This window comes from Chryseobacterium taklimakanense, from assembly GCF_900187185.1.
In the GTDB taxonomy this organism is placed as follows: Bacteria; Bacteroidota; Bacteroidia; order Flavobacteriales; family Weeksellaceae; genus Planobacterium; species Planobacterium taklimakanense.
The window spans coordinates 1,510,039-1,535,139 of record NZ_LT906465.1; the positions used below are offsets into that span (position 1 = coordinate 1,510,039).

Sequence of the window (25,101 nt, forward strand, 5' to 3'; positions counted from 1 at the left end):
ATTGTATCTTGTAAAAACAAAATTTTTCAAACTATGGATTACAGAACAGAACACGACACAATGGGCCAGGTGCAGGTTCCTGCAGATAAATTCTGGGGTGCACAGACCGAACGTTCCCGTAATAATTTTAAAATTGGCGAAGAAGGAAGTATGCCGAAGGAAATCATTGAGGCTTTTGCCATTCTTAAAAAGGGCGCCGCATTCACCAACGCAGATTTAGGCGTTCTACCGACCGCAAAAAGAGACATGATCGCTAAAGTTTGTGACGAAATTCTGGAAGGAAAACTTGATGACCAGTTTCCTCTGGTGATTTGGCAAACCGGCAGCGGAACTCAGAGCAATATGAACCTGAATGAAGTAATCTCGAATAAAGCCCACGCGAATAATGGCGGAGTGTTAGGAGAAAAATCTGAAATTCACCCAAATGATGACGTGAACAAATCACAGAGTTCCAATGACACCTTCCCAACGGCAATGCACATTGCAGCCTATAAAAAAGTTGTGGAACACACCATTCCTGCGGTTGAAAAGTTAAAATCAACACTGGATGAAAAAGCGAAGCAGTTTAAAAATATTGTCAAAATCGGAAGAACGCATCTGATGGATGCAACACCTTTAACTTTAGGTCAGGAATTTTCCGGATATGTTGCTCAACTAAATTTTTCAGTGAAAGCTATTAAAAATACACTGCCTCACCTTTCAGAACTGGCTTTGGGCGGAACTGCCGTTGGAACCGGGCTAAACACACCAAAAGGATACGACCTGAAAGTTGCCGATTATATTTCAAATTTTACCGGACATCCTTTCAAAACCGCTGAAAATAAATTTGAAGCGCTCGCCGCACACGACGCCATTGTAGAAACTCACGGCGCGCTGAAACAACTTGCCGTCGCACTCTACAAAATTGCACAGGATATCAGAATGCTGGCTTCCGGACCGAGATCAGGAATTGGCGAAATTTTTATTCCCGAAAACGAGCCGGGTTCTTCCATTATGCCCGGCAAAGTAAACCCAACACAAAATGAAGCGTTAACCATGGTTTGCGCACAGGTTTTGGGTAATGACACTACGATTTCTTTTGCGGGAACTCAGGGCAACTATGAACTGAATGTTTTTAAGCCGGTGATGGCTTATAACTTCCTGCAGTCGGCGCAATTGCTTGGCGATGCGTGTATCTCCTTCAATGATCATTGTGCGGTTGGTATTGAAGCGAATGAACCCCGGATAAAAGAATTGGTTGATAAATCATTAATGCTTGTAACCGCCCTGAACACACATATTGGTTACGAAAATGCCGCTAAAATTGCAAAAACTGCCCACAAAAATGGAACAACGCTAAAAGCAGAAGCCATCAATCTTGGTTTGCTGACCGAAGAACAGTTTGATGAATGGGTAAAACCGGAGGATATGGTGTGACAGATGGAAGTTAGAAGCCCCGCGATGGGGCTTTGTTTATTCAATTTCGGAGGTTCCGGCGAAGAAATTTTCCAGTTCCTGTAAAGTTTCGGGACTGGTTTGAATATCCCGCACGATGACACCGCGGTTTAAAAGGACAATCCGATTGCTGACTTCCGTGGTATGTGCCAAATCGTGACTGGAAATCAGGAACGTGACCTGTTCATTCTGCCGCCAATCTTTGATGAGTTTTTTGAGTTTAATCTGCGTGGAAGGATCGAGGTTGGCAAAAGGTTCGTCCAGAATGATAATTTCAGGATTGCCAATAAGGGCGCCAACAATTCCGACTTTTTTCTGGTTTCCTTTAGAAAGGTCTCGGATGTATTTCTTGGCATTTAGAATTTCGCCATTAAAGAAATCGGTAAAATGTTTCAGGAATTCATCCACAGTTGCTTTGTTTTGTCCGCGCAGTTCGCCCAGGAAATAAAAATATTCTTCCGGTGTAAGATAACCGATAAGAAATGTTTCATCAATAAAGGCCGAGACCTTGGTTTTCCACAGTTCAGATTCATTGACCTTAATGCCATCAATGGAAATAAATCCGGAACTCGGCTCGATCAAATCAAGTAAAAGACTGAAAAGGGTGGTTTTTCCGGCACCGTTGTTGCCGACCAAGCCGAAACTTTCACCTTTAGGAATCTCAAGAGTGGGAATATCTAAAACTTTTCGGTCACCGTAAATTTTCGAAATATTTTGTACAGAAATCATTATTTTATATGGTTTAGTGTGGTTTAATTTTGCTCAACCGGTTGAGATTAGGCTTTTTGGGGCTCCTGCGTGAGCGATGGCAGCGGAAATCCTTTTTTGCTCTGCAAAAAAGATTGCAGCGGACGTAGCGACCCGGGCGGTGGCAATGCTGCTGCGAGGGACACGCCCAAATTTTAAACTTTTTTGAAGGCCGTCAATGTAGAATATTTTTCGTTTTTATAAACTTTTACGATGAAAGCGAAGATCCGGTCGCGCAGGAAAAATCCAATAATTCCAAGAATTCCAAGAGCCGCAACCGCGGGAAGCTGCCCTGCAAACGACTTTACCAAAGCGTAAACCGCCATTGGCAGGAGTAACTGCGGAATCAGCAGCAGCAAAATCTTGATATTGAAATTATTTTTGCCGCCACCAAAGGATTTCGCACTGGAATTGAGGTCGATCGCCTGTTTGTTGTATGCTCCTGCCAAAAGCGTGACATAAGAATTGACGCCCAGATTGTAAAGTCCGGCCCCTAAAACTGTCAGCCAAATTTCCATGCCGAAGTAGAGGTAAAACACGGATAATATTAATGATATGAAGATTCCCAGAACGATGATGGACCATTTTGCCTTTAGGTACTGCCTGTAGGGCACATTTTGGGTCATCATAAGCGGATAATACGAGCTGTCCCAAGCCGGAACGCGCTGCCCGAACATCATCATAAAGCCGCCAGTGACGAAAATTGCTGCAAAAAGCTGCATAAAATCTGATTTGTAAGCTCCATTGAAAAGAAAAAGCCCGTAGAACAAAAAAGCTATGCTCATCAGTAGTGCAGAGCGGGCTGCTTTGCTGCGTTTCAGGAGGCGGACATCGTTATTGATAAATGTCCCGGTAACGCCGAAGCGGTTCAGGAATTCGATGTTTTCAGTTTTACCTTCTGCTTTTTTCAGTTCAAGGCCTTTATCGAGATAAAAATTGTTTTTAATGTTCTTATGGGCAAAAAATGCCGCAGCTGCCGTGAGAAACACCGGAATGAGAAAGACACCGCGAGTTTCGTAAAATGAATAAAAAAACTTTTCAGAAAATTGCGTTAAATGGATGATTCCGTAATAGTCTAAAGCACCCAGGATAATGACGGCTGCAGCCACGACCCAGAGCACGGCATCTTTACCATTCAGCAAAATATTCAAAAAATTATTGAAATAAAAGACAAAGATAATTCCAATGATGAACATAACAACACTCACCGGTGAAAGTCCGGCATCGAAAATCAGAAGCCCCGCAAACGGAATTAAAAAGAGCAGATTCAGCCAATTGAACGCACTCAAAAAAGTTTTCAGAACCGTATAATTAACCACTTTTGTTTTGGTAATGTTCTGTGTAAGAAACGGTTTAATATTCTGCGTTGGCATTTGCTGTACGAAATACCTGATCACCAAATCCAGGGCCCAATAATAGATAAAAAACCTGCTGAAAAGCCTTAAAGGTTCCATTCCTAATTCTTCGGTTGAAACCTTAAAAAAAAGAAACGGCATCGCAAGAAACACCAAAGCGAAGTAAACAATTCCGAAAGCCGCAAGGATTTTCACCGCAAGATTTGTCCCAAACTGCGGGCTGCGGAAAAAACTTTTGATTTCCAGGGAAAGGAGGCGCAGATACATAGTTTAAGTTTTATGAATTAGTGCCAAAAAAATAGTAATTGTTACACTTCTATGGCTTAAAGGATAAATTTTTTCCGGTTTTCATCTCAATTGGGCAATTTGTAGCCAATTTTCACGAATTGCATTATCAGGCCAAATTTATATTGCAAATGCGCGGCACCCAATGAAATTAGTGTATTTTGTGGAAAACAACAGCATCGCTTTCCTGCACTTCCTGTTTTAGTACAGGAAAATTATCAGCAAACCTTCATAAATGATTAAAAACAGTCTTGTAAATGATAAGGGTGAATGACCTTTCTACAAAAAGTTATTTCATCAGTTCTTCCGCCTGCTTCAAGGCGGCTTCCGTGATTTTTGAGCCTGAAAGAAGCTGTGCGATCTCCTGAAGTTTTTCTTCGGAGTTTAAAGAAATAATTGTGGATTGGGTGCGGCCTGAAATTTCCTTTTTCACCACTTTGTAATTGTTGTTGCCTTTGGCGGCGACCTGTGCGAGGTGCGTAATCACAATCAGCTGCATATCTCTGGACATTTCCTGCATTACTTTACCCATTTCATCAGCAACTTTACCGGAAACTCCGGTATCGATTTCATCGAGAATCAGTGTCGGAAGTTCAGCGTTTTCAGCCATAATTTTCTTCACGGCCAGCATCACTCTGGAGCGCTCACCACCGGAAATCGCAGTTTGAATCGGCTTGAGCGGGAATCCGGAATTTGCCTGGAACAGGATTGAAATATTTTCTTTTCCAAACAGATTAAAATCCTTTGATTCATCCAACTGAACTTCGAATTTGGCTTTTTCCAAACCGAGCTGCTTCAGGAGTTCTTCAATTTTTTTGGTAAAAACCGGTGCGGATTTTTTCCTGTTTTCTGAAAGCTTAGCAGCGAGGTTTTCTAAATTTTCATAGGTTGCGGCCAGTTCTTTTTCACTTTCAGCGATGTAATTTTCAAGTTCGGCAAACCCTCTCTGCTCGCCGGAAAATTTTTCACGAATTTCAATAAGTTCGGGAACCGTCGTTACATTGTGCTTCAGAAACAGCGCATTTAATTTGTTGATTTTTGAGTTGAGTACCTCCAGAAGTTCCGGATTCACCTCAATCTGCTCTGCTTTGTTCTGGAGTTCGAAAAGAATATCCTTTAATTCCACAAAATTTTCCTCGAAACGCTGTTTCAGTTCAGAAAATTCGTGTGAAAGATCTGCCACTCTCGAAAGTTTGCTTTTGGAATCCAGCACCGCATCCAAGACACCGATTTCTTCCGCATCGAACCTGGCAAAAATACTGGCAAGGTTTTCGGAAATTATTCCCGCATTTTCCTGGGTGGAAAGTTTGGTCTGCAAATCCTCAAAATCGGTTTCATCAAGATTAATCTCCTGAAGTTCGCTGAGCAGAAAATTTTTGTAATCGGCTTCTTTATTTCCTTCTGCCAGTTGATTTTTTAGGCTCTGAAGGTTTTTCTCAATACTTTTAACTTTATAAAATTCGCTTTGGTAGCCTGCAATTAAAGTTTTATTTTTTGAAAGCCCGTCTATGATTTTAAAGTGATAATCTTCTGAAAAAAGATTGGATGTTTCAAACTGCGAATGGATGTCGACCAGGTTTGCAGAAAGGTTTTTCAGCACTTCCAGCGTTACGGGAACATCATTTACAAACGCTCTCGACTTTCCTGCCGGCAAAATTTCGCGGCGGATTATGGTTGGAGTTTCAAAATCCAGATCATGTTCTTCAAAGAAACCCTGCACTTGTTGGGGAACAGTAAATTCGGCTTCAACCACACTTTTTTTGCCGGCATCTGCTATGGCTTTCAGGTCGGCTCTCTCACCCAAAATCAGGCGCAAAGCTCCAAGAATAATCGATTTACCGGCGCCGGTTTCACCCGTGATGACCTGTAAACCCTTATCCAAACTGATATCCAGCGAATCGATAAGCGCAAAATTCTGTATAAAAATTCGGTTGAGCATACTGCAAAAATACGGAAACTACGAGAAATAGAGGATTTAAATAATTTTAAAACCCAAATTAATAAACAAAACTAAGGCTTATTTCCATTTGCTCCATTTGCTTTCAGTGTCTTTAGGTGAAAGCGTATTCATAAGGTTTTTCAAATCGTTGATGTTCAAATTCGCATTGTTTGCGCTGGCGAAAATATCATATATTTCCTGCTTTTTGCTTTCAATAAAAATATTGAAAGGATAATTCATCTGGAAGTTGTTTTCATAATATTTCAAGTTGAGGAGAGATTCTGCGATGACTCTTTTGGCAGAGCTTTGATCCTGATTCCACAAATTATCCAAACCATTCCGGTGATAGGCATAAAATGTATTCCGCATCACTGAATTTTCCTGCTTAAGGATGTTGTCAATAAGATTTCCCCTTGTTCGCGGACCCTCAACGACTGACCAGCCGCTGAATTTCTGATTTTGGGAATTTTGGGAAATTTTCTGTGCTTTTACAAACCATTCCTGGCCGCCATTTGCCCGGAAACTGTCGCCGTCATAACCTAAGATCGTGTACACATAAAAGCTGACCACATCAATCAGATTCTTCCCGGAGAATTGCCTTTCATTAAATGTAAGGTTCTCATTTTCATTATATTCAAAAGAAAAATTGGAATCATTGATGTTTAATAACGGAGACTCATAAGTTGAATTAAAAACCGGCCGTACCGCCTGCACCACGATTGACGACTGGTACTGGTTGTTCCCTTCTTTTGAGCTGATGACGATGGCGAAATTACACTTGATTTTCTCGAAATTCTGAAGTTTTTTCCCTGTCCAGGATGTATTATTGATAAAATCGCGAAGGCTTTTTTCCAAAGTCCTGTAAACCTGCACATTGCTGCCGCCAAGCTGGCTGTAATTCACCTGCACATTTGCCAGAATTTCCTGCGAATAGGCAAAATTAAAAACCGATAAAAGTGACAGTATCAAAAGTAGTTTTTTCATCAAAAATTTTTTGTTAGAAACGGAAAGAACGGGTTTTTATTTTAAAGTCTTTTCCTCGATGAAGTTCATAATGTCTTTGGCAACATCATCCTTAGATTTCAAAGCAAATTCCCGGTTTTCATGCATGGTGATGATGTGGATCTTGTTGGTATCATTTTTAAAGCCGGCCCCCTCGTCACGCAGCGAATTAAGCACGATCATATCGAGATTTTTTTTCTCAAGTTTTCCTTTGGCATTTTCTTCCTCGTTCTGGGTTTCAAGAGCAAAACCAACGAGGAACTGCCGGTGTTTCCGTTCGCCCATTGTTTTCAGAATGTCAGGATTCTTTACGAGTTCAATGACAAGAGTATCGTCATTTTTCTTGATTTTTTCTGAGGCGACTTCCTTCGGAGCATAATCCGCAACGGCAGCGCTGGCAATGGCAATATCCACATTTTCATAATGTTTGAAAACTTCATCAAACATTTCTTTTGCTGATGTTACCCGGTGTAACGCTATCTCAGGATTACTTGTTTTCTGTGAAGACGGCCCCGAGACTAAAATCACTTTTGCCCCACGTTTTGCCGCTTCTTCCGCAAGAGAAAATCCCATTTTTCCCGATGAATGATTTCCGATGTAACGCACCGGGTCAATGGCTTCGTAAGTTGGGCCAGCAGTGATCAGAACTGTTTTTCCTTTTAAATTTTGAGAGTAATTTTTATTAAAATGATCTTCTACGGTTTTCAAAATTGTCTCAGGTTCAGCGAGCCTTCCCTGCCCTGTCAAACCGCTTGCAAGCTCACCGTATTCGGCCGGAATAATCGTATGCCCAAAATCTTCCGCCAGCTCTAAATTTTGTTTTGTGGAAGGGTGAGCATACATATCCAAATCCATTGCCGGAGCGATGAAGACAGGACATTTTGCCGACATATAAGCAGCAATCGCGAGGTTATCACATTGGCCGTGTACAATTTTAGCCAGAGTATTTGCAGTACAGGGCGCAATCAGGATCAGGTCTGCCCAAAGAGCCAGTTCTACATGGTTGTTCCAGCTTCCGTTTTCCCGGTAAAAATCAGTTAAAACCTCATTTTTAGAAAGCGTAGAAAGCGTCAGTTTCGAAACAAAATTTTCCGCCGAAGGTGTGAGGACGACCTTTACTTCCGCATCTTTTTTTATAAAATCACGAACCAGGTGATTCATTTTATAAGCTGCGATGCCGCCTGTGATGATGAGCAAAATCCGTTTTCCCTGTAGTGACATTTTATGTTTTTTGGATTGAACGAAGGTAAGGATTTTAATTATTTTCAGAACCTGCTAAAAAACAAAAGTCACACCGTGACCGATGCGACTTTCGCTTACTGTAAAAATACAGATTATTTCTTTTCTTCAGTTTTTCTGAAATAGATGTCCTCATTCAGCCACTCTTCAATAGCGATTGATGTGGGCTTGGGAAGTTTTTCGTAGTGCTTGGATATTTCAATCTGTTCTCTGTTTTCGAAAACTTCTTCCAAAGTGGTATTGTGCACCGCAAATTCGTCTAATTTAGAATGTAGTTCCGCACGGATTTCCGCGTTGATCTGCTCAGCTCTTTTACCCATAATTACGATGGCTTCGTAGATTGAGCCTACTTTTTCTTCAATTTTATCTCTGTCGTAAGTTACGGTAGACAGTTCTGCTTTTGTATCTTTTACACTCATTTTCAGGTGATTTGTTAATTATTTGGGCTGCAAAGATAATTAATTTCTTTTAATCTTGAAAGTTGCACCCGATTGTGGTTGTGCCGCTGCAGCGCTGTCAACTTTTACTTGCTGAGCATCGGCTTCAGCTTTGTGAAGGATCTGGTCTTCTTTTTTCTTCTCTTTAGCGTCAAGTACTGCCTGTGCAGCCTTTTGTTTTTCGGCAATCCTAACTTTTTCTGCTTCTACCTGCTCTTTCACTTTTGCGAATCTCACTTTTTCAGCTTCCAGTTTTTCTCTGTAGTCCAATGCCGTTTTATAAGTATCTGTATCAGGCATTTCTTTCTCGATAAATCTTGTGTAAGCTACTGCCTCATTCAGCCTGTCCTCCTTTTTATCGTAAATTGAGTTCATCGCCAAATGATATTTAGACTTCAAGATATAATCATTAATCTTCGGGCGAAGCTTTGTACTTGGAAAATCTGCCAAAACATTTTCGAAAGCTACCACAGCTGCTTTATACTCGTTCATTTTGAAATACTGTCTTGCATTTTCAAACGCCTTGAACTCAAGCTTGTAGGAAAGATCATCGATCCTTTCGTTGATGTTTTTAGCTTTTTCCGAATTGGGATAATTTGTAAGGAAATTCTGCAGTTCATTTATTGCAGATTCCGTGTTTTTCTGGTCCAGGTTATAATCCATAGATCCTTCATAGTAGCAAATGGCGGACATATAAGCTGCTTCTTCAGCTCGTGGATCTTCCGGAAATGTTACAGAAAAATTCTTGAAATGGTGGGCTGCAACGCGGTACTGTTTGTCGTAGTAATTGGCGTATGCTGTGTTGAAGACTACCGTCTTTGCATCATCGGTTCCGGCTACTAAATTTGGAAGTCTTTCGTATAAAGCTATTGCCTGGGTCCATTTTTGATCGGCAAAATACTCATTTGCCGTTTGTAAAATAAGGTTCTTGTCTGCACTTTTCATGGCATCATCAAACTTCTTGTTGCAGGCACTTACCAGAAACACCAAAATAAACAGGGTGATTATTTTTCTCATAAAATCAGTCAAAATCGTGTATTGCGATTATATTTTCAATTTGCAAAAATAGGATTTTTTTGGCAATAGATTCTTTTTTAAGATACTTTAACGCAGTTATCCTTCGGGTTGGTAACCAAGCAGTGAAAATATTGTCTGGTAATTGCTGGCTTTCACTTTCTGTTCGGCATTTTTCAAAAAGTCTGCCTCATCTCCCGGAAGGTAAACTTCATAGAAAACTTTATTCCTGATCGCGAAAACTGCTGTGCCTATAATAATCGTCAGCACATCTTCCGCTTTTGGCGTTTGGTGGAAAACTGCGGAAGCCACTCCTTTTTTAATCACCTCATCAATTTTATCCGTCGCGGTGCGGTAAAACTCCACAAGTTCATCTTTTACCAAGTCTGTGTGCCGAACTTCCTGTTTTACAAATGCATGAAAATAATTATACTTAAACATTTGGTTTACGATGAATTTTATAATTTCTTTCATCTGCATTTCAGGCTTCCCTTCGCGGATCGTCTGCGCAAATTCGGCAAAACTTTCCCTGGTTCGCAAAACCCGGTACTGGTAAAGGTAAGCCAGCATCTTTTCCTTAGAGCCGAAATAATAGGAAATCATAGCGACATTGATGTTGGCTTTTGCAGAAATATCACGTACAGACGTGCCGTCGAAACCTTTTTTAGCAATCAGTTCCTCAGCCACATCCAGAATCTTGAGCTGTTTATCTGTAAATTTTTTTTTCATACCATTCTTTGTTTGAGTAAAAATATCTTTTTTTCCGTTAACAAACAAGTGTTTAAAAAAACAATATCGTTTTTTGTTTAATTTTGAAGATGTCTTTCTTCGACTTTCACCATCATAAAAAATACCTCAACGGTATCTACAACCTGAATTTTCGCGACGAGACGCCCGAGCACCTTTTCTCCACAGGCATCCACCCAAAAGATATCAGTTCACAATGGGAAAGTGACTTTCGTCGGGTAAAAGAGGCAAGTTTAAAATCAAACTGCGGGGCGATAGGAGAATGCGGCCTCGACGGTTTAACAGATGTTGATGAAAAACTGCAGGAAACCGTTTTTGAAAAACACATTCTTTGGGCTAATGACGTAAAAAAGCCGGTAATCATTCACTGCGTAAGGAAATTTTTTCAGCTCATAAGATTTTCAAAAATCGCTGCAGTTCCCCTAATCGTTCATGGATTCAATAAAAAACAAAGCATCGCTGATGAATTGGTAAATTCCGGATTTTATCTCTCGTTTGGAAGGGCAGTTTTTCATAATGTATCTTTGCAAACTGTTGTAAAAGATTTTCCCGTTGAAAGGATGTTTCTGGAAACCGATGACGCCGATTTTGATATCGCCGAACTCTATGAAAAAGTTTCTGAATTAAAAAATATCACCGCGGAAGATCTTCAAAATCAAATATTTGAAAACCTAGAACGAATCAGGAATTTATGAGTAAAAAGTGGCTGGAACGCACGGAACTTTTAATAAAGGAAAAAGGAACTGAAAAACTCCAGAATGCCAATGTGATGGTAGTGGGCTTGGGCGGAGTCGGCTCCTTTGCGGCAGAATTTCTGGCAAGATCCGGAATCGGAAAGATGACAATAGTGGACGGCGACACCGTGGACATAACCAATATCAACCGTCAGTTGCCGGCGCTGCACTCTACTGTCGGAAAAACCAAAGCCGAAATTGTTGCTGCGAGATTAACAGACATTAATCCGGCACTGGAACTCACCGTAAAGACCGAATTCCTGAACCCGGAAAATATGGGTGAAATCCTGGATTCCCAAAATTTCGATTACGTTTTGGACTGTATCGACAGCGTGTCCCCAAAACTTTCTTTGATTAAAGAATCGCGACGCCGAAAAATTAAAATCATCTCTTGTATGGGGGCCGGCGGAAAAATGGACGCATCAAAAATACAGGTGAAAGACATCAGCAAAACCTACAACTGTTATCTCGCAAAACAGGTTAGAAAAAGGTTGAAACGCGAAAGCAACCTGCAGAAAGGTTTTAAATGTGTATTTTCATCTGAGCTTCAACGGGAAGACAGCCTAAAGCTGACTGACGGCACCAATTTTAAACGGTCCTTTTACGGAACAATAAGCTATATCCCTGCAGCTTTCGGATTGTTTGCGGCCGGTGAGGTAATCAATTATTTATTGAAAAAGGGAAACAGCAGCAACAAACCGGAAGAAGATTAATTTCTGAAATGAAAAAGTACGGGTACGCGACACATGAAAAACTTAAGCAAAAAAAGGAAATCTCTTTCTTGTTCGAGAAGGGGAAATGGCGTAGCTTCGGCAGTATCCGCATCATTTCTGTGAAGGATGATTCGATTCTAAATCAAAAAGTTGGCGTTTCTGTCTCAAAACGTAACTTCAAAAAAGCGGTTGACCGAAACCGGATCAAAAGGCTCCTTCGCGAAGCCTACCGGCTGAATAAAAATGTCTTCACGGACTGTTTTGGAACTCATTCATTATCAATGCTTTTCTGGGCTTCAAAGGATATGCCGGAACATTTCAACGATGTACAGAAAGACTTTCTAAACCTTTGTAAATCAAAAAAATAAATTTCAAAAATACATTAGCACGCTTTTTGTAAATTTGGGTGAAACAATAATCTTAAATCCGATGTTAGACAACATTCCTTATTTACCCTACGCCATCAGTGCTTTTATCGGAATCGGGCTGGCGGCAGCGAGTGGCTTCAGGGTATTTTTACCCATGTTCGCCGTAAGCCTGGCTTCATACATGGGCTGGATTCCAATGAATGAAAACTTTGCATGGCTTTCCGGCCTGCCGACATTAATTACGACCGGTATCGCAACGGTTGTGGAGGTTTTGGCTTATTATATTCCCTATGTTGATCATTTGCTTGATACGCTTTCGGTTCCGTTGGCTACTGTAGCGGGCTCGGTGCTTTTTGCCAGCCAGTTTGCCGACATCGGGACATTTCCGCAGTGGGCGTTAGCACTGATTGCCGGCGGCGGGACTGCAGCGGCGATAAGTTCGGGATTTGCAGGAACACGGGCGGCTTCGACCGCTACCACAGGAGGACTCGGCAATTCTGTCGTTGCAACAACCGAAACAGCGGGAGCAGGAATTATGTCTTTTCTGGCGATTGCAGCCCCTATCATCGCAGCAATTGCAGCTGTTATCCTGATCATTACAGTGATCGTGTTGGGAAGAAAACTTTGGAATAAATTCAGGGATTACAACAGTGACCGCCCCTCGAAAACCGTTGACGTGGAAGCTGTTGACAGAAGACAGCTAGAATAAGTGTTATAAAAAATATTCCTCTGAGGCTCAGAGGATTTTTTTGTTTATAAGAAAGACGCAACCGATAATCCTACTTACCACATCGCGGGCATCCCATCTAAATTTAACATTTTTTTAAAACGGTTGTTTCCTCATAGCCCTGATTGAGCGCATGTTTGAGCTCTTTTTTGGTGACTGAGGTTTGCGAAGGCACCAAAAAAAGCGAGTAGCGAAAGCAGGTTCCCGGCTCCCAAAAAAAATTTTTATTCCCGATTGTAATCATTATTTTTGCTTGTTAAATTCCGAACACATGTCAGACATCATTCAGCTTTTACCGGACCACGTTGCCAACCAGATTGCGGCTGGTGAAGTGGTGCAGAGACCGGCTTCGATTGTGAAGGAGCTGCTGGAAAATGCGATTGATGCACAGGCCACCAAGGTAGAACTGATCATCCGAGATGCGGGCAAAAACCTCGTGCAGGTGGTAGATAACGGCATCGGAATGTCGGAAACAGATGCGAGAATGGCATTCGAAAGGCACGCCACTTCTAAGATCAGAACCACCGATGATATTTTCAAAATTTCTTCTAAAGGCTTTCGCGGTGAGGCTTTGGCGTCGATCGCCGCTGTGGCGCAAGTAGAGCTTAAGACTAAAAAACAGGGCGCACCCGCCGGCACCAACATCTATATCGAAGGCGGTGGTCTGCAGTTTCAGGAGCCGGTTCAAACAGCTGAGGGTTCTAATTTTTCTGTTAAAAACTTATTTTACAACGTTCCCGCAAGACGCAAGTTCCTGAAAAATAACAATGTGGAATTTCGTCATATCATTGATGAATTTCAGAGGGTAGCCCTGGCGCATCCTGACATCGAGTTTGATTTGTTCCATAACGATGATATCATCTTCCGCTTGCGCCGGGGAACACCGATGCACCGCGTGGTAGAGATTTTTGGGCGCAAGCTGCAGCCACTTTTAATCCCCATAAAGGAAGATTTGGACTGGATAAAACTAAACGGATACGTGGCAAAACCCGAAGGCGCCAAGAAAGTACGTGGGGAACAGTTTTTCTTCGTAAACAACCGTTTTTTCAAAAGCCCTTATCTGAACCGTGCGGTGCAGGATGCTTTTGAAGGGCTTTTGCTGCCGGGCTATCTGCCGTCCTTTTTCCTTTTTCTGGAGATCGATCCTGAGAAAATCGATGTGAATATACATCCACAAAAAACAGAGGTGAAATTCGAGGATGAAAACCTGATTTTTGCATTGGTGCGTTCCACCATCAAAAAAGCGCTCGGCATTTACAATATTGCACCGAGCCTGGATTTTGACCGGGATCCGCAGATGGATGAGTTCTTTAAACCTCAGCCTTCCGGAAGCGCGATGAACAGCAGCAGCAGTTCTGTTTCTGTAAGCCGCGATTTTAATCCTTTTAAGGAAGAAAGTTCAGTGTCGGCCACAGGAGTCGTGAACCTGCAGGAAATGTACGACCAGAACATTTCTGCAGCACCTTCGAAAATTAATCTCTTTGAGGACGAGGATTTTGATGAAGACCTTATGCGTCTGCCCAACGGCTATTGGCTCTTCAACAAAGGTGACAAAACGCTGATGCTGGATTTGGGGAGAATGCACCGTATTGTGGTTGCAGACCGCAACAAAGGCAAAAAACGCAGTACTGAAAGCCAGTCTTTGCTCTTCTCGCTGGAATATCACATGAACGAAATCGAGAAAAACAAATACAAATCCATCAAGAAATTTCTCCCTGGTCTCGGTTTTGATATGACGATTGCGCACGACAGCGTGCTGCGGATCGATGCAGTTCCCGAAGGTCTGAAAGATACGCAGGTGATCAAATTCCTCGAAAATCTTTTTGAAATCCTGGAATACCGCACGGAAGAAGACTTTATGAATTATTACGAATACCAGTGGAATAAGCTGCACTCGAAGTCGCGTTTCGATTTCATTTATAAATATGAAGCCGAAGAGCTGATCAAGGAGTTCACTAAAATTGGCTTCCCTAACTATACACCAAACGGTAAAAAGTGCTTTATAGAGCTGCCTTTGGAGGAACTTAAAAATAAATTTTAATAGAAATGTTCAGAAATATTACTCCCGTGACCAAGAACATCATCATTCTGAATGTTTTGGTTTATTTAGCCTCGAATTTTCTGCTCAACGGAAAGCTGTATGAAATTCTTTCGGCGTTCTACCCTTTTTCGCCAAATTTCAAATCGTGGCAGGTGATCACGCATATGTTTATGCACGCGCCTATGGGCGAAGGTGTGGGGCTGACCCATATATTATTTAACATGTTCACGCTGTGGAGTTTTGGGCCAGTTCTGGAGCAGGTTTTGGGGGGAAGAAAATTTATTTTACTATATTTTTTGAGCGGATTAGGCGCTTTCATTCTATTTAATGTCTGGAACTTTTATCAAATCAATCAGCTGACTACCGAACTTTCAAATTTAGGAGTGAACGTGGCTGAAATTTTCAGGAAGTCTGATTTGAATTATAGCGGCGATATGTCAATTTCAGCAAATTCTAAGCAGGCCATGGCTCTGTCGCAGGAACTTTTTGGAGCTTTAAGAAGCCCAATGCTTGGCGCTTCAGGAGCGATCTTCGGCGTGGTAGCGGCGTTTTCTACGATGTTTCCGGATGCTAAACTGATGTTCCTTTTTATTCCGTTTCCGATTAAAGCCAAATATCTTTTGCCAATCATTATTTTAGTTTCGCTCTACCTTGGCTTTAGCGGGCAAATGGGAAGTGTAGCACATTTTGCACACATCGGTGGCGCGATCGTCGGTTTTCTTATGGCACTTTATTACCGAAAGAAACACATCCGAAGATGGGATTAATACGGGCTCTTTTTCTCATAATCCATATTATTGTCGTTGCGCTTCTGTGTGGAACGCTTCTGAATGCATACGTTCCACCTAAAATTTTTGGGTACCTTAATATGCTTTCACTGGGCTTTCCGGTGCTGATGACTGTACATTTTTGCCTCACACTATTCTGGATTTTGACCTGGAAAAAAAGGGCGATTGTATTTCTTTTAATTTCATTGATGTTTTTCAATCCGGTAAGACGGTGGATCAATTATACACCTGATTCAGGAAAGGAGGGCAGCCTCAAAATCATATCTTTCAATACAAAAAATCATGCATACGCCAAGCATAAAAACGAAGATGAACTCTTCAAGTTTATGGATAAAGAAAACGCCGACGTGGTGCTGTTCCAGGAAAACAGATTTGAGGGCGAACATCCCGGATATCTGCAGTACCCGATTGTAGCATTAAAAACAAGACACAAGCTCCTGAAACACGGCAACATTATTGAAACTGCTGCGAACGGAAACGCCTTTTATGCTGATATTGAGATTCACGGGAAAATTATCAGATTCATAAATGTATATCTGGAGCCTTTTATGCTAGAAAAAAGTATGGTAAGGCCGACAGCCGATGCCGACCTGAATACGGTTAAGGCCAAAAATTTAATCAGGCGTTTGGTGCCAACCTTTAAACTGCATCAGGAACAGATTGTATATATACGAAAGGCAGTAAAAGAATCGCCGTATCCGGTTATTCTTACCGGCGATTTCAATTCTGTCCCGAATTCATGGGAATATTATCATTTATCGGAAGGTTTGCAGGATGCTTTTGTGGTGGCCGGAACCGGCAGTGCGACAAGTTTCCATGATTATAAATTTCCGATAAGGATTGACTATATTTTTTCCTCCAAAGAAATAAAACCCAAATCGTATAAAGTGGACCGCAGCGTTAAACTCTCCGACCATTTTCCGGTAATTGCGACTTTTGATTTTTAAAGTTTTAAAAATGAAGAAAATAATTCTTACCATAATAGGCGTCACAACACTATCCTGTGCCAAAAAACAGGAAATTGCTGAGGAAAGTACAGTGACTGAAAGCACGGTATTGCCTTATGACACGACGGCAATAGATTCCTTTGCTCCGGGAGCAAATCCTGGAAATGTGATTATCAACCGTGTGGCGGTAGATTCATCGGCATTGGCAAAGAATGATGAACAGAAAATCGCCACAAAAATTAAAAAAGAGGAAGCCGATAAAAAAGCTAAGCTCGACGACGAAACCAAAAAGAAAGAGGACGAAAGAAAGAAAGCGGAAGAAAGCGACAAAAGGAAAAAAGCGGACAAACAGAAAAGAGAACTTGGGCCGCCATTGCAAAACACAGAACCTGCACAATAAAAAAAATCCACAACCAGCTGTGGATTTTTTTATGTATTAATTAAAATTTTAGTTCGGCTTCCAGTCAACAACCGCGCGGATAAACGCTTCGGCGTTTTCAACCGGGATGTTAGGCAGAATACCGTGACCAAGGTTAGCGATATACCGGTCTTTACCAAAGCGGTTAATCATTTCATTCACCATATTTTTGATGGTTTCTGGTGAAGAATGCAGACGCGCCGGATCAAAATTTCCCTGAAGTGTGATGGAGTTATTCGTAAGTTTTCTTGCAACCTCTGGTGAAACCGTCCAGTCAACACCTAAAGCTGCCGCTTTTGACTGGGACATTTCTTCCAAAGCGAACCAGCAGCCTTTACCAAAAACAACTACCGGCGAAACCTCGCTCAAAGCCTCCACGATCTGGTTGATATATTGCCACGAAAACTGCTGATAATCCTTCGGAGAAAGCATTCCGCCCCAGGAATCGAAAATCTGTACGGCAGAAACGCCCTTTTCTACTTTTCTTTGTAAATAGGCAATCGTTGTGTCTGTAATTTTTTGAAGTAAAAGATGGGCCGCTTCCGGATTGGTGAAACAGAAAGATTTTGCAATATCAAAAGCTTTACTTCCCTTACCTTCAACACAATAGCAAAGAATCGTCCATGGCGAGCCTGCAAAACCGATTAACGGTATTTCGCGGTCAAGTTTTTCCAAAGTCATTTCTATAGCATCGAACACGTAGCTCAGAGCATCATTGACATCAGGAACCTGAACCGCCTGAACCTGCTCTGTAGTCCTGATTGGATTATCCAGCCATGGCCCTACGGATTCCTTCATTTTAAAATCAATGCCCATTGCCTGCGGCACAACCAGAATATCTGAAAATAAAATTGCAGCGTCCAGCGGAAATCTGCGGATTGGCTGCACTGTGATCTCAGAAGCAAGTTCCGGAGTCTGGCATCTCGTAAAAAAATCGTATTTATTGCGCAGCTCGATGAATTCCGGCAGGTATCTTCCGGCCTGGCGCATCATCCAAACTGGTGGCCTTTCTACAGTTTCGCCGCGTAATGCTCTTAAATATAAATCGTTTTTAACCATAATTTCAGTTTTAAGAAAGTTCCTGTACAATCAGCTGCAGCAAATCGTCGAGGTTGCTTTCATGGCTGGTATATATTTTTTGTTTCGTAAAATTTTTTATTTCTTTTTCGGTGGTTAGCCCGATAGAAAATATTTTTTTCCCTTCCAGAGAATTGTGTTTGGCAAAGCTTCTCACGCCGCTCGGACTGAAAAACACCAGTACATCGAAATCCTCGTGTACCACCGGGTAGAGCAGTTCTGTCTCGTAAACCGGGATTTTTTTATAATAAATATTCTGTAAAGGCAATGCGCGGTCAAGCACATCCAACGCCAGATTTCCGCAAAAATGCAGGAACCGTTCGCCCTGCGAATTCTGAATAATAAATTTTGAAAGGTCCTGGGCATGCTTTTTAACCTTGAAAGTTCCGAAACCGTATTTTCTCACGGCATTTTTCGTCTTTTGCCCGACACAGTAAATCTTGTTGTAGTTGTGCTCAGTGAATTTTTCATTTGGCTTAAAACCGCTTTCAAAAAAAGATTCCACGCCATTGATGCTGGTGAAAATAAGAGACTTGTCCTTCAAATCAAAGGGCTCCACCGGGGTGGGTTTTATCCTGATCACATCGATAAATTCATAAGAAAACTGATTCCCGAGATATTCAGAAACCAGCTTTTTATCGATATTTTTTTTTGTAAACAGAATACTCACTACAAACTTTTTTTTATTTCGTCCATCAGTTCCCTGCCGCCATTATCCAGGATTTTGTTGGCCATTTCTTCCCCGAAATTTTTATTTTCATCATAATCAAAAATTTCGTCTGTTTCTATGCAATTTTTCCCATCGAGCGAGCAAAGCCTTCCGACAAAGCGGATCTGATTTTCATTAAATTCAGCAAAAGCACCAATAGGCGCGGTACACCCACCTTCAAGAACTGCTAAAAAATCCCTCTCGATTTCTACACAAATCTGTGTTTTGATGTCGCTGATTTTTCTTACAATTTCATTAATTTCAACATTTTCTGAAAGCCCGGCTACGGCAACCACGCCTTGTGACGGTGCGGAAATCATCATCGGAAGTTCTTCATAAACAACCGGCAAGCCAAGCCTTTCAATTCCCGCTCTGGAAAACATTGTGGCATCTGCCACGCCTTCATCAAGCTTTCTCAATCGGGTCTGCACATTTCCACGAATGTCTGTAAATTCAGTATGCGGAAATTCTTTAGCCCAAAATGCGCGACGCCTCAAGCTGCTGGTTGCAATTTTCAGATCTTTTAAATCCTTATTTTTTGCTGCTGAACTTCTCACCAGAATATCCTGTGGGAAATCGCGCTCAAGATAAGCAATTAACTCCACATTTTCAGGAAGTTGTGTTGGCACATCTTTAAGTGAGTGAACCGCGATGTCGATTTCTTTCTGCAAAAGAGCGATGTCAAGATCACGGGTAAAAACGCCTGTAATTCCCATCGCATAAAGTGGCAAATCCAGATGTTTGTCGCCGGAAGAAATGATCGGCACAATCTCAGTCTCGCAGCCCAGCTGCTGCAGTTTTGCCGCTACAGTTTCTGCCTGCCACATCGCAAGAGGGGAATTTCTGGTGCCGATTCTAATGTTTTTCATTAAATTCTCTGTTTGGCTGTTCCACTAAAATTTCATGCATCAGGCTGCTGATCTCTTCAGCCTTGGAAGGATTATCGATGATATATTTCGCAAAACGGTTGGTAATTTTCTGGATCAGTTTGTCAGAAAGTTCCATATCATCGATGTCGATATATTTGTGCTTGCGGTGAATATTGTGCATCTCATTGCGCTCCATATTTTTAAGGACCGCCTTGAAATGATGGATGTTTGGCGCGAGTTTTCTTTTCTTCTCCCACTCCTCGAAATCCTTTGTCATTTCCCTGATAATTTCCTCCGCTTTTGGGATCTCTTTTTTCCTCTGCTCCATTGTTGTGCTGATATGTCTGGAGAGAATATCTACGTCAACCAGCTCGATATGGCTTTTGTCGCCAACGATTTTCTCTACGTTATTGGGTACTGAAAGGTCGATTACCAGCATTTCTTTTGGTGTTACAAAATGTTCATGCTTTACAATCGGTTTCGAGGCTCCGGTGGCGACGATCAGGATATCAGTTTCCTGAAGCTCTCTGTGAAAATCATCAAACTCAATATACGGAATATTGTATTTCTCAGCAATTTTTTCAGCAATTTCTGTAGTCCGGTTGGCGATTTTTACTTTTGGCTGGTAAATGTGTTTTACAAGGTTTTCTACGGTATTTTGCCCGATTTCACCAACGCCCAGAAGCAGAATATTCTTGTCTGAAAGTTGTTTTTGAGAATTTAGAATATAATGAACCGCTGCATAAGAAACAGACGTTGCTCCATTTGAAATCCCGGTTTCATTCTTGATTTTTTTTGAAATCTGAATGGCTGAATTTATAGCCCGCTCCATATACGGATTGGAGTTTCTTTTTTCTTTCTTGAAACGGTTGTATGCATTCTTTATTTGCCCGATGATTTCAAAATCGCCCAGGATCTGGCTTTCCAAACCTGCGGCGACACGGAAAAGATGGTTAAGTGCTTCTCCTTTTTTCAAAACAGTGGCGTATTCCATAAACTCCAGCAGTTCTACACCAACTTCCTTACAGAATTCCTCTGCGATTGAAAGGTAATTGGATGTGGTTGTGTAAATCTCGGTCCGGTTGCAGGTAGAAACCACAAACGCGTCGCCCAGATTCTCTTTGTGGATGCGGTTTACAAAACTCTTAACATGATTATCAAAGAAGGTGAATTTGCCCCGTGTTTCGGCATCAGCTTTTTCGAAGCTGACACTAAGAACAACAAAATTAGAGGTTTGAGGTATGTTGGAATTCTGAGGCATAATAAACGGATGCAAATTTAATCAAATTAAATTTAAAAAGCTCATGACCGATATCATCATAAATTCCTTAAAAAATAGGTTCGGATGCAGCAAAATTAAACGACCCCTGCAATAAATCGCAAGGGTCGCCTAACATTAAAAAAATAAACTATTATGGGGTTTCTTATCTTGTACCTCCTCTTTGTCCGCCACCGGTTCTCATTCCTGCTGATGGCGTTCTCATTGGCTGAGAAGGTATATTATTTCTCATTTCCACTGAAGAATTGTTCCTCATTACACCTTGGTTTCTTGTGCTGCCGTCGTTGTATTCCATTCGCCTGTCCATAATTCTGTCGCGCATCTGGCCTTCGTTCTGGAACATTTTCAGCACCTGCTGCGGTTTTACCACATTTTGCATTTTCCGCGCGTATTCTTTTCTGTTGTCTACCAGTTTCTGCGCCAGGTCAAAGCTTTCTTCAAGTTTTTGCTGGGCTTCTACGTCAGAAAGTTTCTCAGGATCAAAATCATTATTGAAACGTTCTTTAATTTTTTGTTGAGATTCCTGGTATTCGCTGTAGATTTTCTTGAAATCTTCGCGGTCTTTCTCAGGAACTTTCAGCTCTTCAACCAGCATATTTTCGCGAAACTTTTTCAGAAGTTCCTTACGCTCCTCGGCCGACATATTTTTTATCATCTCCTTTCTCTGCGCCGAATTGGCTTTATTCCAGTCAAGATTCGATTTTATCTGGGCGTGTAAACCAACTGCTGATAAAAAGGCAATTGCAAAGGTTAAATATAATTTCTTCATACGGTTGCTAGTTAAATAAGTCCAGATAAACATCCATTTCCGCATCTTTAGACATTTCTGCCAACTCTGATGAGGTAAACGAAGTCAGAATCTGATCTACATCCTCTCTCTTTATTCTTTCTGCTTTCGACGGTGCGGCTTTTGATTTTTCAGTTACATTTGCGAAGCTTTTCACCTGTATAACCTGTGGCTCTCTTCTTACCGTTTGATACTCCGTTTTTTCAAAAGTTAAATCCTGCGTTACGTTTTCTTCCGGTTTTTGAACGTCTGACGCCATGAGTTGAGGCTGCTCCCCTGCCATTGTTTGTGTTATCGGAGTCTCAGTTTTTAAGGTGCTTGCAGCGGTAGGCTGTGGGTTTTCAGGAGCTGCATTCATATTTTTAATAAAAAATCCTACACCGAGCAGAAGGGCAAGCGCGGCTGCGGCTGCATAAATCCAGTTGGTTTTCATTGGAATTGTTTTGCCTTCCGGCCCTGCTGTTTCTGCAGTTGGAGTTTGGTGAACAGTCTGTTTCAGAACATTTTCCTGCATCCCTGCGAAGAAATCCCCGGGAGTTTTGTAAATGTTTTTTCGTTCCAGCTGTTCTATATCAAAATTTTTCATGGTTTGAAAAAATTTATTCTTCGTAATTTTCTTTGATGTAATCTTCTATCTTCTGTTTGGCATAGTGGTAGTTGGTTTTCAGGGTTCCAACCGACATGTCCAGAATTTTGCTCATTTCTTCATACGGCAGGTCATCATAATACCTCATCGTGAAAACGAGCCGCTGTTTTTCCGGCAGGCTTTGTATCGCCCGCTGCAGGAGCATCTGAATTTCATCGGCACCAGTTCCTGCGTTGTCCGCAACCAGATTCTGCATATAATAATCTGCATCTTCATCGGTTTTCTGCATCTTCTTCATTTTATTGAGCTGCTGCAGCGCTTCGTTGGTTGCGATTCTGTAAAGCCAGGTGTACAGTTGGCTGTCCTGTTTGAACTGGTGGAAATTCTGATATGTTTTTATAAAAGTTTCCTGCAGTACGTCCTGGGCCAAATCGTGGTCTACAATCAATCTGCGGATATGCCAATACAGCCTGCTCTGATAAGCATCCATCAAAGTTCGAAGGCCTTTTTCGCGGCTTCGCTCTTCAGACATCATCGCAATTATTTCTGCGTCTTTAATCTTCATCAGATGCTTCGGTGGTTTGATTACTATTATTGGCTAAAGTTAAAAATATTCCCCGAAATTTTAAAGAATCCTTATTCAGGGCATGAATTTATCAGTAATCAAAAATCGTGAAAAAGTGCAGCTCGGCAAGATTTTTTTATTAATTATCTTTGTTAAATGGAAACAGTAATCATCGGTTCAGGAAATGTTGCCTATCATTTGGCAAAGGCATTTACACAAAACGGAATCGCCATAAAACAGATTTTTGGCCGTAACGAAGAAGCCTTAAAAACAATCTCTGAAGAAAACAACATTCCATACTCAACTCAAAACCTTGCGGACGCAGATTTCTATCTTATCTGCGTGAGTGATTCAGCTGTTGAAGAAATTTCAAAAATCATTGATAAAAAAGATTGTCTGGTTGCGCATACTTCCGGCTCGCTTCCGAAAGAAATTCTTGTGGGGGAATACCGAAAAGCCAGTTTTTATCCGTTACAAACTTTCTCAAAACCGAAAGACCTAGATTACAGCCAGATTCCTTTTTTCACCGAAGCTGAAAATGATGCAGACCAGAAATTCCTTAAAAGTATTGCCTTGAGAATTTCTGAAAATGTGATGGTTACTGATTATGAAAAACGGAAATACGTTCATTTAACCGCTGTTTTCTCCTGCAATTTCGTGAATCATCTTTTTGCAAGGGCTAAAGAAGTCTCTGATTCGCAAAACATTCCTTTCGGGTTTTTCATTCCGTTGATTGATGAAACCGTAAGAAAAATTCATTACCTCGATCCAAAAGATGCGCAAACCGGTCCAGCTGTTCGAAACGACGGCCGTGTTCTGCAGCTTCATGAAAAACTCATTACAAATGAAGAGCATCTGAAACTGTACAAAGCGCTCAACGAATCCATCATGAAAATGTATGGGTTGAAGTAATTTATAATTAGTCAACATATTTTTTTTAGACTTACTGTAACAAAAAAACCAGAAGCTATACTTATTATAAAAAAATCTACAGATAATGAAAAAATTATTTTCAGTTGTACTTTTGGCGATAACCCTGGCAGCAAGTGCCCAGGTAACTGCCAACCGTTTTTTCTATGAACTGACCTTCAAGCCGAAACAGGATTCCACAAGAATGGATAAAGTGATGACTGTTCTGGACATCACTCCGGAAAAATCCCTGTTCCGAGATTTTACAACAATTTCCCAGGATTCCCTAATCAAGTCTAAAGTGGAAATGATGCAGAAATCTGGGGTGTTCACGGATTTGTCTAAGTTAATGAAAATGCCGAAATTTTCTTACAAAGTGACCAAAACCTATCCCTCAATGGAAGTGCAGTATGTCGAAACCATCTTAAACGGAATGACGCCCGTACAGTTGATGTACAAGGAAAAACCGGATTTCAGATGGGCAATCTCCAATGAAAAAGCAAAAATCGGTGAATACAACGCACAAAAAGCAACCACAGAGTTCGGCGGCAGAAAATGGACCGCCTGGTTTTCCACTGACCTGCCTTTCCAGGACGGACCGTATAAATTCAACGGATTGCCAGGCCTGATTGTAAAAATAGAAGACGCCAGCAAAAACTATTCTTGGGAGTTGAAAGGCAATAAGAAAGTACCAAACTTCGAAGAACTGACCTATATGGAGAAAATGATGCCGGGCGGTGCCGGACAGATAACCGAAGTAAAACGAGACAAATTTGAAAAGACATTTGCAGATTACAAAAAAGATCCGTTTGCTTCATTCAGACCTCATATGACGCCGCAAATAATGTCCCAGAAAATGCCTGGCAGCGACCAAACAATTGGCGAAATGATTAAAGATCAGGAAAAAAGAACCAAAGATTTCTATAACTCTACAGACAATCCGATCGAGTTTTATACACCGGCTAAAAAATAGCAATCATAGTTTAACTATATTATACAGGGAGTCGGAAGCAGATTTATTTGCTTCCGATTTTTAGTTTATGAGTTTTGTCAAGTCTTATTTAGATTTAATTTAAATAACGTATATTTGCAGTCCAAAATATAATGGTTTGAAAAGAGATGATTCCGGTAAACTTTGCTGCTACCCCTTGAATAAAGAGGGAAAAATCACCGATTACGATAATGACGACCTGAAGATGCCGGGAAAAATTATTGAGATGGGGCTCCTTCCGGATACGCCTTTCAAAATCCTGTATCAGGCACCTTTCAACGGGCCGCTTTACATAGAATTTGGCGCAGAAAAAAGCCGTATCGCTCTGCGTGAGGAAGAAGCCAGATTCATCATTGTAGAACCTAATTAATTTTGTGAACTTTTTTAGAGGATA

The 25,101-nt window shown here is 41.3% G+C and carries 27 protein-coding genes; 12 read left to right on the top strand and 15 right to left on the bottom strand.

What is annotated here, in order from left to right; genetic code table 11:
* Positions 1 to 33 precede the first annotated feature (33 nt).
* The gene (gene fumC / locus CKV81_RS07175) at positions 34 to 1,416 is read left to right on the top strand and encodes a class II fumarate hydratase (protein WP_095071881.1); all 1,383 of its coding nucleotides are present in this window, start codon (positions 34 to 36) and stop codon (positions 1,414 to 1,416) included.
* 36 nt (positions 1,417 to 1,452) lie between these two features.
* On the opposite strand, the gene CKV81_RS07180 is transcribed toward fumC, so the two are convergent.
* The 8 genes from CKV81_RS07180 to CKV81_RS07215 form a co-directional block, all read right to left on the bottom strand.
* Positions 1,453 to 2,163 (bottom strand): ABC transporter ATP-binding protein, encoded by a 711-nt coding sequence (locus tag CKV81_RS07180; RefSeq protein WP_095071883.1) that lies wholly within the window; start codon positions 2,161 to 2,163, stop codon positions 1,453 to 1,455.
* A gap of 173 nt (positions 2,164 to 2,336) precedes the next feature.
* Positions 2,337 to 3,803 (bottom strand): DUF5687 family protein, encoded by a 1,467-nt coding sequence (locus CKV81_RS07185; RefSeq protein ID WP_095071885.1) that lies wholly within the window; start codon positions 3,801 to 3,803, stop codon positions 2,337 to 2,339.
* A 307-nt stretch (positions 3,804 to 4,110) separates the two neighbouring features.
* Positions 4,111 to 5,760: a DNA repair protein RecN gene (locus CKV81_RS07190; protein WP_095071887.1), complete on the bottom strand. Its 1,650-nt coding sequence runs from the start codon at positions 5,758 to 5,760 to the stop codon at positions 4,111 to 4,113.
* A 78-nt stretch (positions 5,761 to 5,838) separates the two neighbouring features.
* A complete protein-coding gene (gene porD, locus CKV81_RS07195; RefSeq protein WP_095071889.1) occupies positions 5,839 to 6,744 on the bottom strand; it encodes a type IX secretion system protein PorD in 906 nt (301 codons plus the stop codon).
* Positions 6,745 to 6,780: 36 nt separating this feature from the next.
* Entirely contained in the window at positions 6,781 to 7,983 is a 1,203-nt protein-coding gene (gene coaBC / locus CKV81_RS07200; protein ID WP_095071891.1) for a bifunctional phosphopantothenoylcysteine decarboxylase/phosphopantothenate--cysteine ligase CoaBC, read from the bottom strand.
* A gap of 113 nt (positions 7,984 to 8,096) precedes the next feature.
* Positions 8,097 to 8,420 (bottom strand): DNA-directed RNA polymerase subunit omega, encoded by a 324-nt coding sequence (locus CKV81_RS07205; protein ID WP_095071893.1) that lies wholly within the window; start codon positions 8,418 to 8,420, stop codon positions 8,097 to 8,099.
* Between the two features lie 39 nt (positions 8,421 to 8,459).
* The gene (locus CKV81_RS07210) at positions 8,460 to 9,455 is read right to left on the bottom strand and encodes an outer membrane protein assembly factor BamD (protein WP_095074338.1); all 996 of its coding nucleotides are present in this window, start codon (positions 9,453 to 9,455) and stop codon (positions 8,460 to 8,462) included.
* Positions 9,456 to 9,551: 96 nt separating this feature from the next.
* Entirely contained in the window at positions 9,552 to 10,181 is a 630-nt protein-coding gene (locus CKV81_RS07215) for a TetR/AcrR family transcriptional regulator (protein ID WP_095074342.1), read from the bottom strand.
* An 89-nt stretch (positions 10,182 to 10,270) separates the two neighbouring features.
* Here CKV81_RS07215 and CKV81_RS07220 point away from each other — a divergent pair, with 89 nt between their 5' ends.
* The 8 genes from CKV81_RS07220 to CKV81_RS07255 all read left to right on the top strand — a co-directional run bounded on the left by CKV81_RS07220 (position 10,271) and on the right by CKV81_RS07255 (position 16,917).
* On the top strand, positions 10,271 to 10,894 hold the full coding sequence (locus CKV81_RS07220; RefSeq protein WP_095071897.1) for a TatD family hydrolase: 624 nt from the start codon (positions 10,271 to 10,273) through the stop codon (positions 10,892 to 10,894).
* The gene (locus tag CKV81_RS07225) at positions 10,891 to 11,646 is read left to right on the top strand and encodes a tRNA threonylcarbamoyladenosine dehydratase (RefSeq protein ID WP_095071899.1); all 756 of its coding nucleotides are present in this window, start codon (positions 10,891 to 10,893) and stop codon (positions 11,644 to 11,646) included. Before CKV81_RS07220 ends, CKV81_RS07225 begins: the two co-directional genes overlap by 4 nt.
* Positions 11,647 to 11,654: 8 nt before the next feature.
* Positions 11,655 to 12,014 carry a ribonuclease P protein component gene (rnpA, locus tag CKV81_RS07230; protein ID WP_095071901.1) on the top strand — a complete coding sequence of 120 codons (360 nt, stop codon included), beginning with the start codon at positions 11,655 to 11,657 and terminating at the stop codon, positions 12,012 to 12,014.
* Between the two features lie 61 nt (positions 12,015 to 12,075).
* Entirely contained in the window at positions 12,076 to 12,723 is a 648-nt protein-coding gene (locus CKV81_RS07235) for a DUF4126 domain-containing protein (protein ID WP_095071903.1), read from the top strand.
* A gap of 289 nt (positions 12,724 to 13,012) precedes the next feature.
* A complete protein-coding gene (gene mutL / locus CKV81_RS07240) occupies positions 13,013 to 14,782 on the top strand; it encodes a DNA mismatch repair endonuclease MutL (protein WP_095071905.1) in 1,770 nt (589 codons plus the stop codon).
* 5 nt (positions 14,783 to 14,787) lie between these two features.
* Positions 14,788 to 15,549, top strand: coding sequence for a rhomboid family intramembrane serine protease (locus CKV81_RS07245; protein ID WP_095071907.1), 762 nt, complete (start codon positions 14,788 to 14,790; stop codon positions 15,547 to 15,549).
* On the top strand, positions 15,540 to 16,517 hold the full coding sequence (locus tag CKV81_RS07250; protein ID WP_095071909.1) for an endonuclease/exonuclease/phosphatase family protein: 978 nt from the start codon (positions 15,540 to 15,542) through the stop codon (positions 16,515 to 16,517). The genes CKV81_RS07245 and CKV81_RS07250 overlap by 10 nt, the downstream gene beginning before the upstream one ends.
* 10 nt (positions 16,518 to 16,527) lie before the next feature.
* Positions 16,528 to 16,917: a hypothetical protein gene (locus tag CKV81_RS07255; protein WP_157727388.1), complete on the top strand. Its 390-nt coding sequence runs from the start codon at positions 16,528 to 16,530 to the stop codon at positions 16,915 to 16,917.
* Positions 16,918 to 16,965: 48 nt separating this feature from the next.
* On the opposite strand, the gene hemE is transcribed toward CKV81_RS07255, so the two are convergent.
* From hemE to CKV81_RS07290, 7 genes are all read right to left on the bottom strand, one after another.
* Complete coding sequence (gene hemE, locus CKV81_RS07260; RefSeq protein ID WP_095074345.1) at positions 16,966 to 17,994, bottom strand: uroporphyrinogen decarboxylase; 1,029 nt, start codon at positions 17,992 to 17,994, stop codon at positions 16,966 to 16,968.
* Between the two features lie 10 nt (positions 17,995 to 18,004).
* A complete protein-coding gene (locus tag CKV81_RS07265; protein ID WP_095071913.1) occupies positions 18,005 to 18,682 on the bottom strand; it encodes a uroporphyrinogen-III synthase in 678 nt (225 codons plus the stop codon).
* A complete protein-coding gene (gene hemC / locus CKV81_RS07270; RefSeq protein ID WP_095071914.1) occupies positions 18,682 to 19,590 on the bottom strand; it encodes a hydroxymethylbilane synthase in 909 nt (302 codons plus the stop codon). Before hemC ends, CKV81_RS07265 begins: the two co-directional genes overlap by 1 nt.
* Positions 19,577 to 20,851 (bottom strand): glutamyl-tRNA reductase, encoded by a 1,275-nt coding sequence (hemA, locus tag CKV81_RS07275; RefSeq protein ID WP_095071916.1) that lies wholly within the window; start codon positions 20,849 to 20,851, stop codon positions 19,577 to 19,579. The genes hemC and hemA overlap by 14 nt, the downstream gene beginning before the upstream one ends.
* A 163-nt stretch (positions 20,852 to 21,014) precedes the next feature.
* Positions 21,015 to 21,638 carry a hypothetical protein gene (locus CKV81_RS07280; RefSeq protein ID WP_185116893.1) on the bottom strand — a complete coding sequence of 208 codons (624 nt, stop codon included), beginning with the start codon at positions 21,636 to 21,638 and terminating at the stop codon, positions 21,015 to 21,017.
* Between the two features lie 7 nt (positions 21,639 to 21,645).
* On the bottom strand, positions 21,646 to 22,242 hold the full coding sequence (locus CKV81_RS07285) for a hypothetical protein (protein ID WP_095071918.1): 597 nt from the start codon (positions 22,240 to 22,242) through the stop codon (positions 21,646 to 21,648).
* Positions 22,243 to 22,255: 13 nt separating this feature from the next.
* The gene (locus CKV81_RS07290) at positions 22,256 to 22,807 is read right to left on the bottom strand and encodes an RNA polymerase sigma factor (RefSeq protein ID WP_095071920.1); all 552 of its coding nucleotides are present in this window, start codon (positions 22,805 to 22,807) and stop codon (positions 22,256 to 22,258) included.
* 156 nt (positions 22,808 to 22,963) lie between these two features.
* Here CKV81_RS07290 and CKV81_RS07295 point away from each other — a divergent pair, with 156 nt between their 5' ends.
* The 3 genes from CKV81_RS07295 to CKV81_RS07305 all read left to right on the top strand — a co-directional run bounded on the left by CKV81_RS07295 (position 22,964) and on the right by CKV81_RS07305 (position 25,077).
* On the top strand, positions 22,964 to 23,719 hold the full coding sequence (locus tag CKV81_RS07295; protein ID WP_095071922.1) for a Rossmann-like and DUF2520 domain-containing protein: 756 nt from the start codon (positions 22,964 to 22,966) through the stop codon (positions 23,717 to 23,719).
* 85 nt (positions 23,720 to 23,804) lie between these two features.
* Entirely contained in the window at positions 23,805 to 24,689 is an 885-nt protein-coding gene (locus tag CKV81_RS07300) for a GLPGLI family protein (RefSeq protein ID WP_095071924.1), read from the top strand.
* A 175-nt stretch (positions 24,690 to 24,864) separates the two neighbouring features.
* Positions 24,865 to 25,077: a FeoA family protein gene (locus tag CKV81_RS07305; RefSeq protein WP_095074347.1), complete on the top strand. Its 213-nt coding sequence runs from the start codon at positions 24,865 to 24,867 to the stop codon at positions 25,075 to 25,077.
* Positions 25,078 to 25,101: the final 24 nt, after the last annotated feature.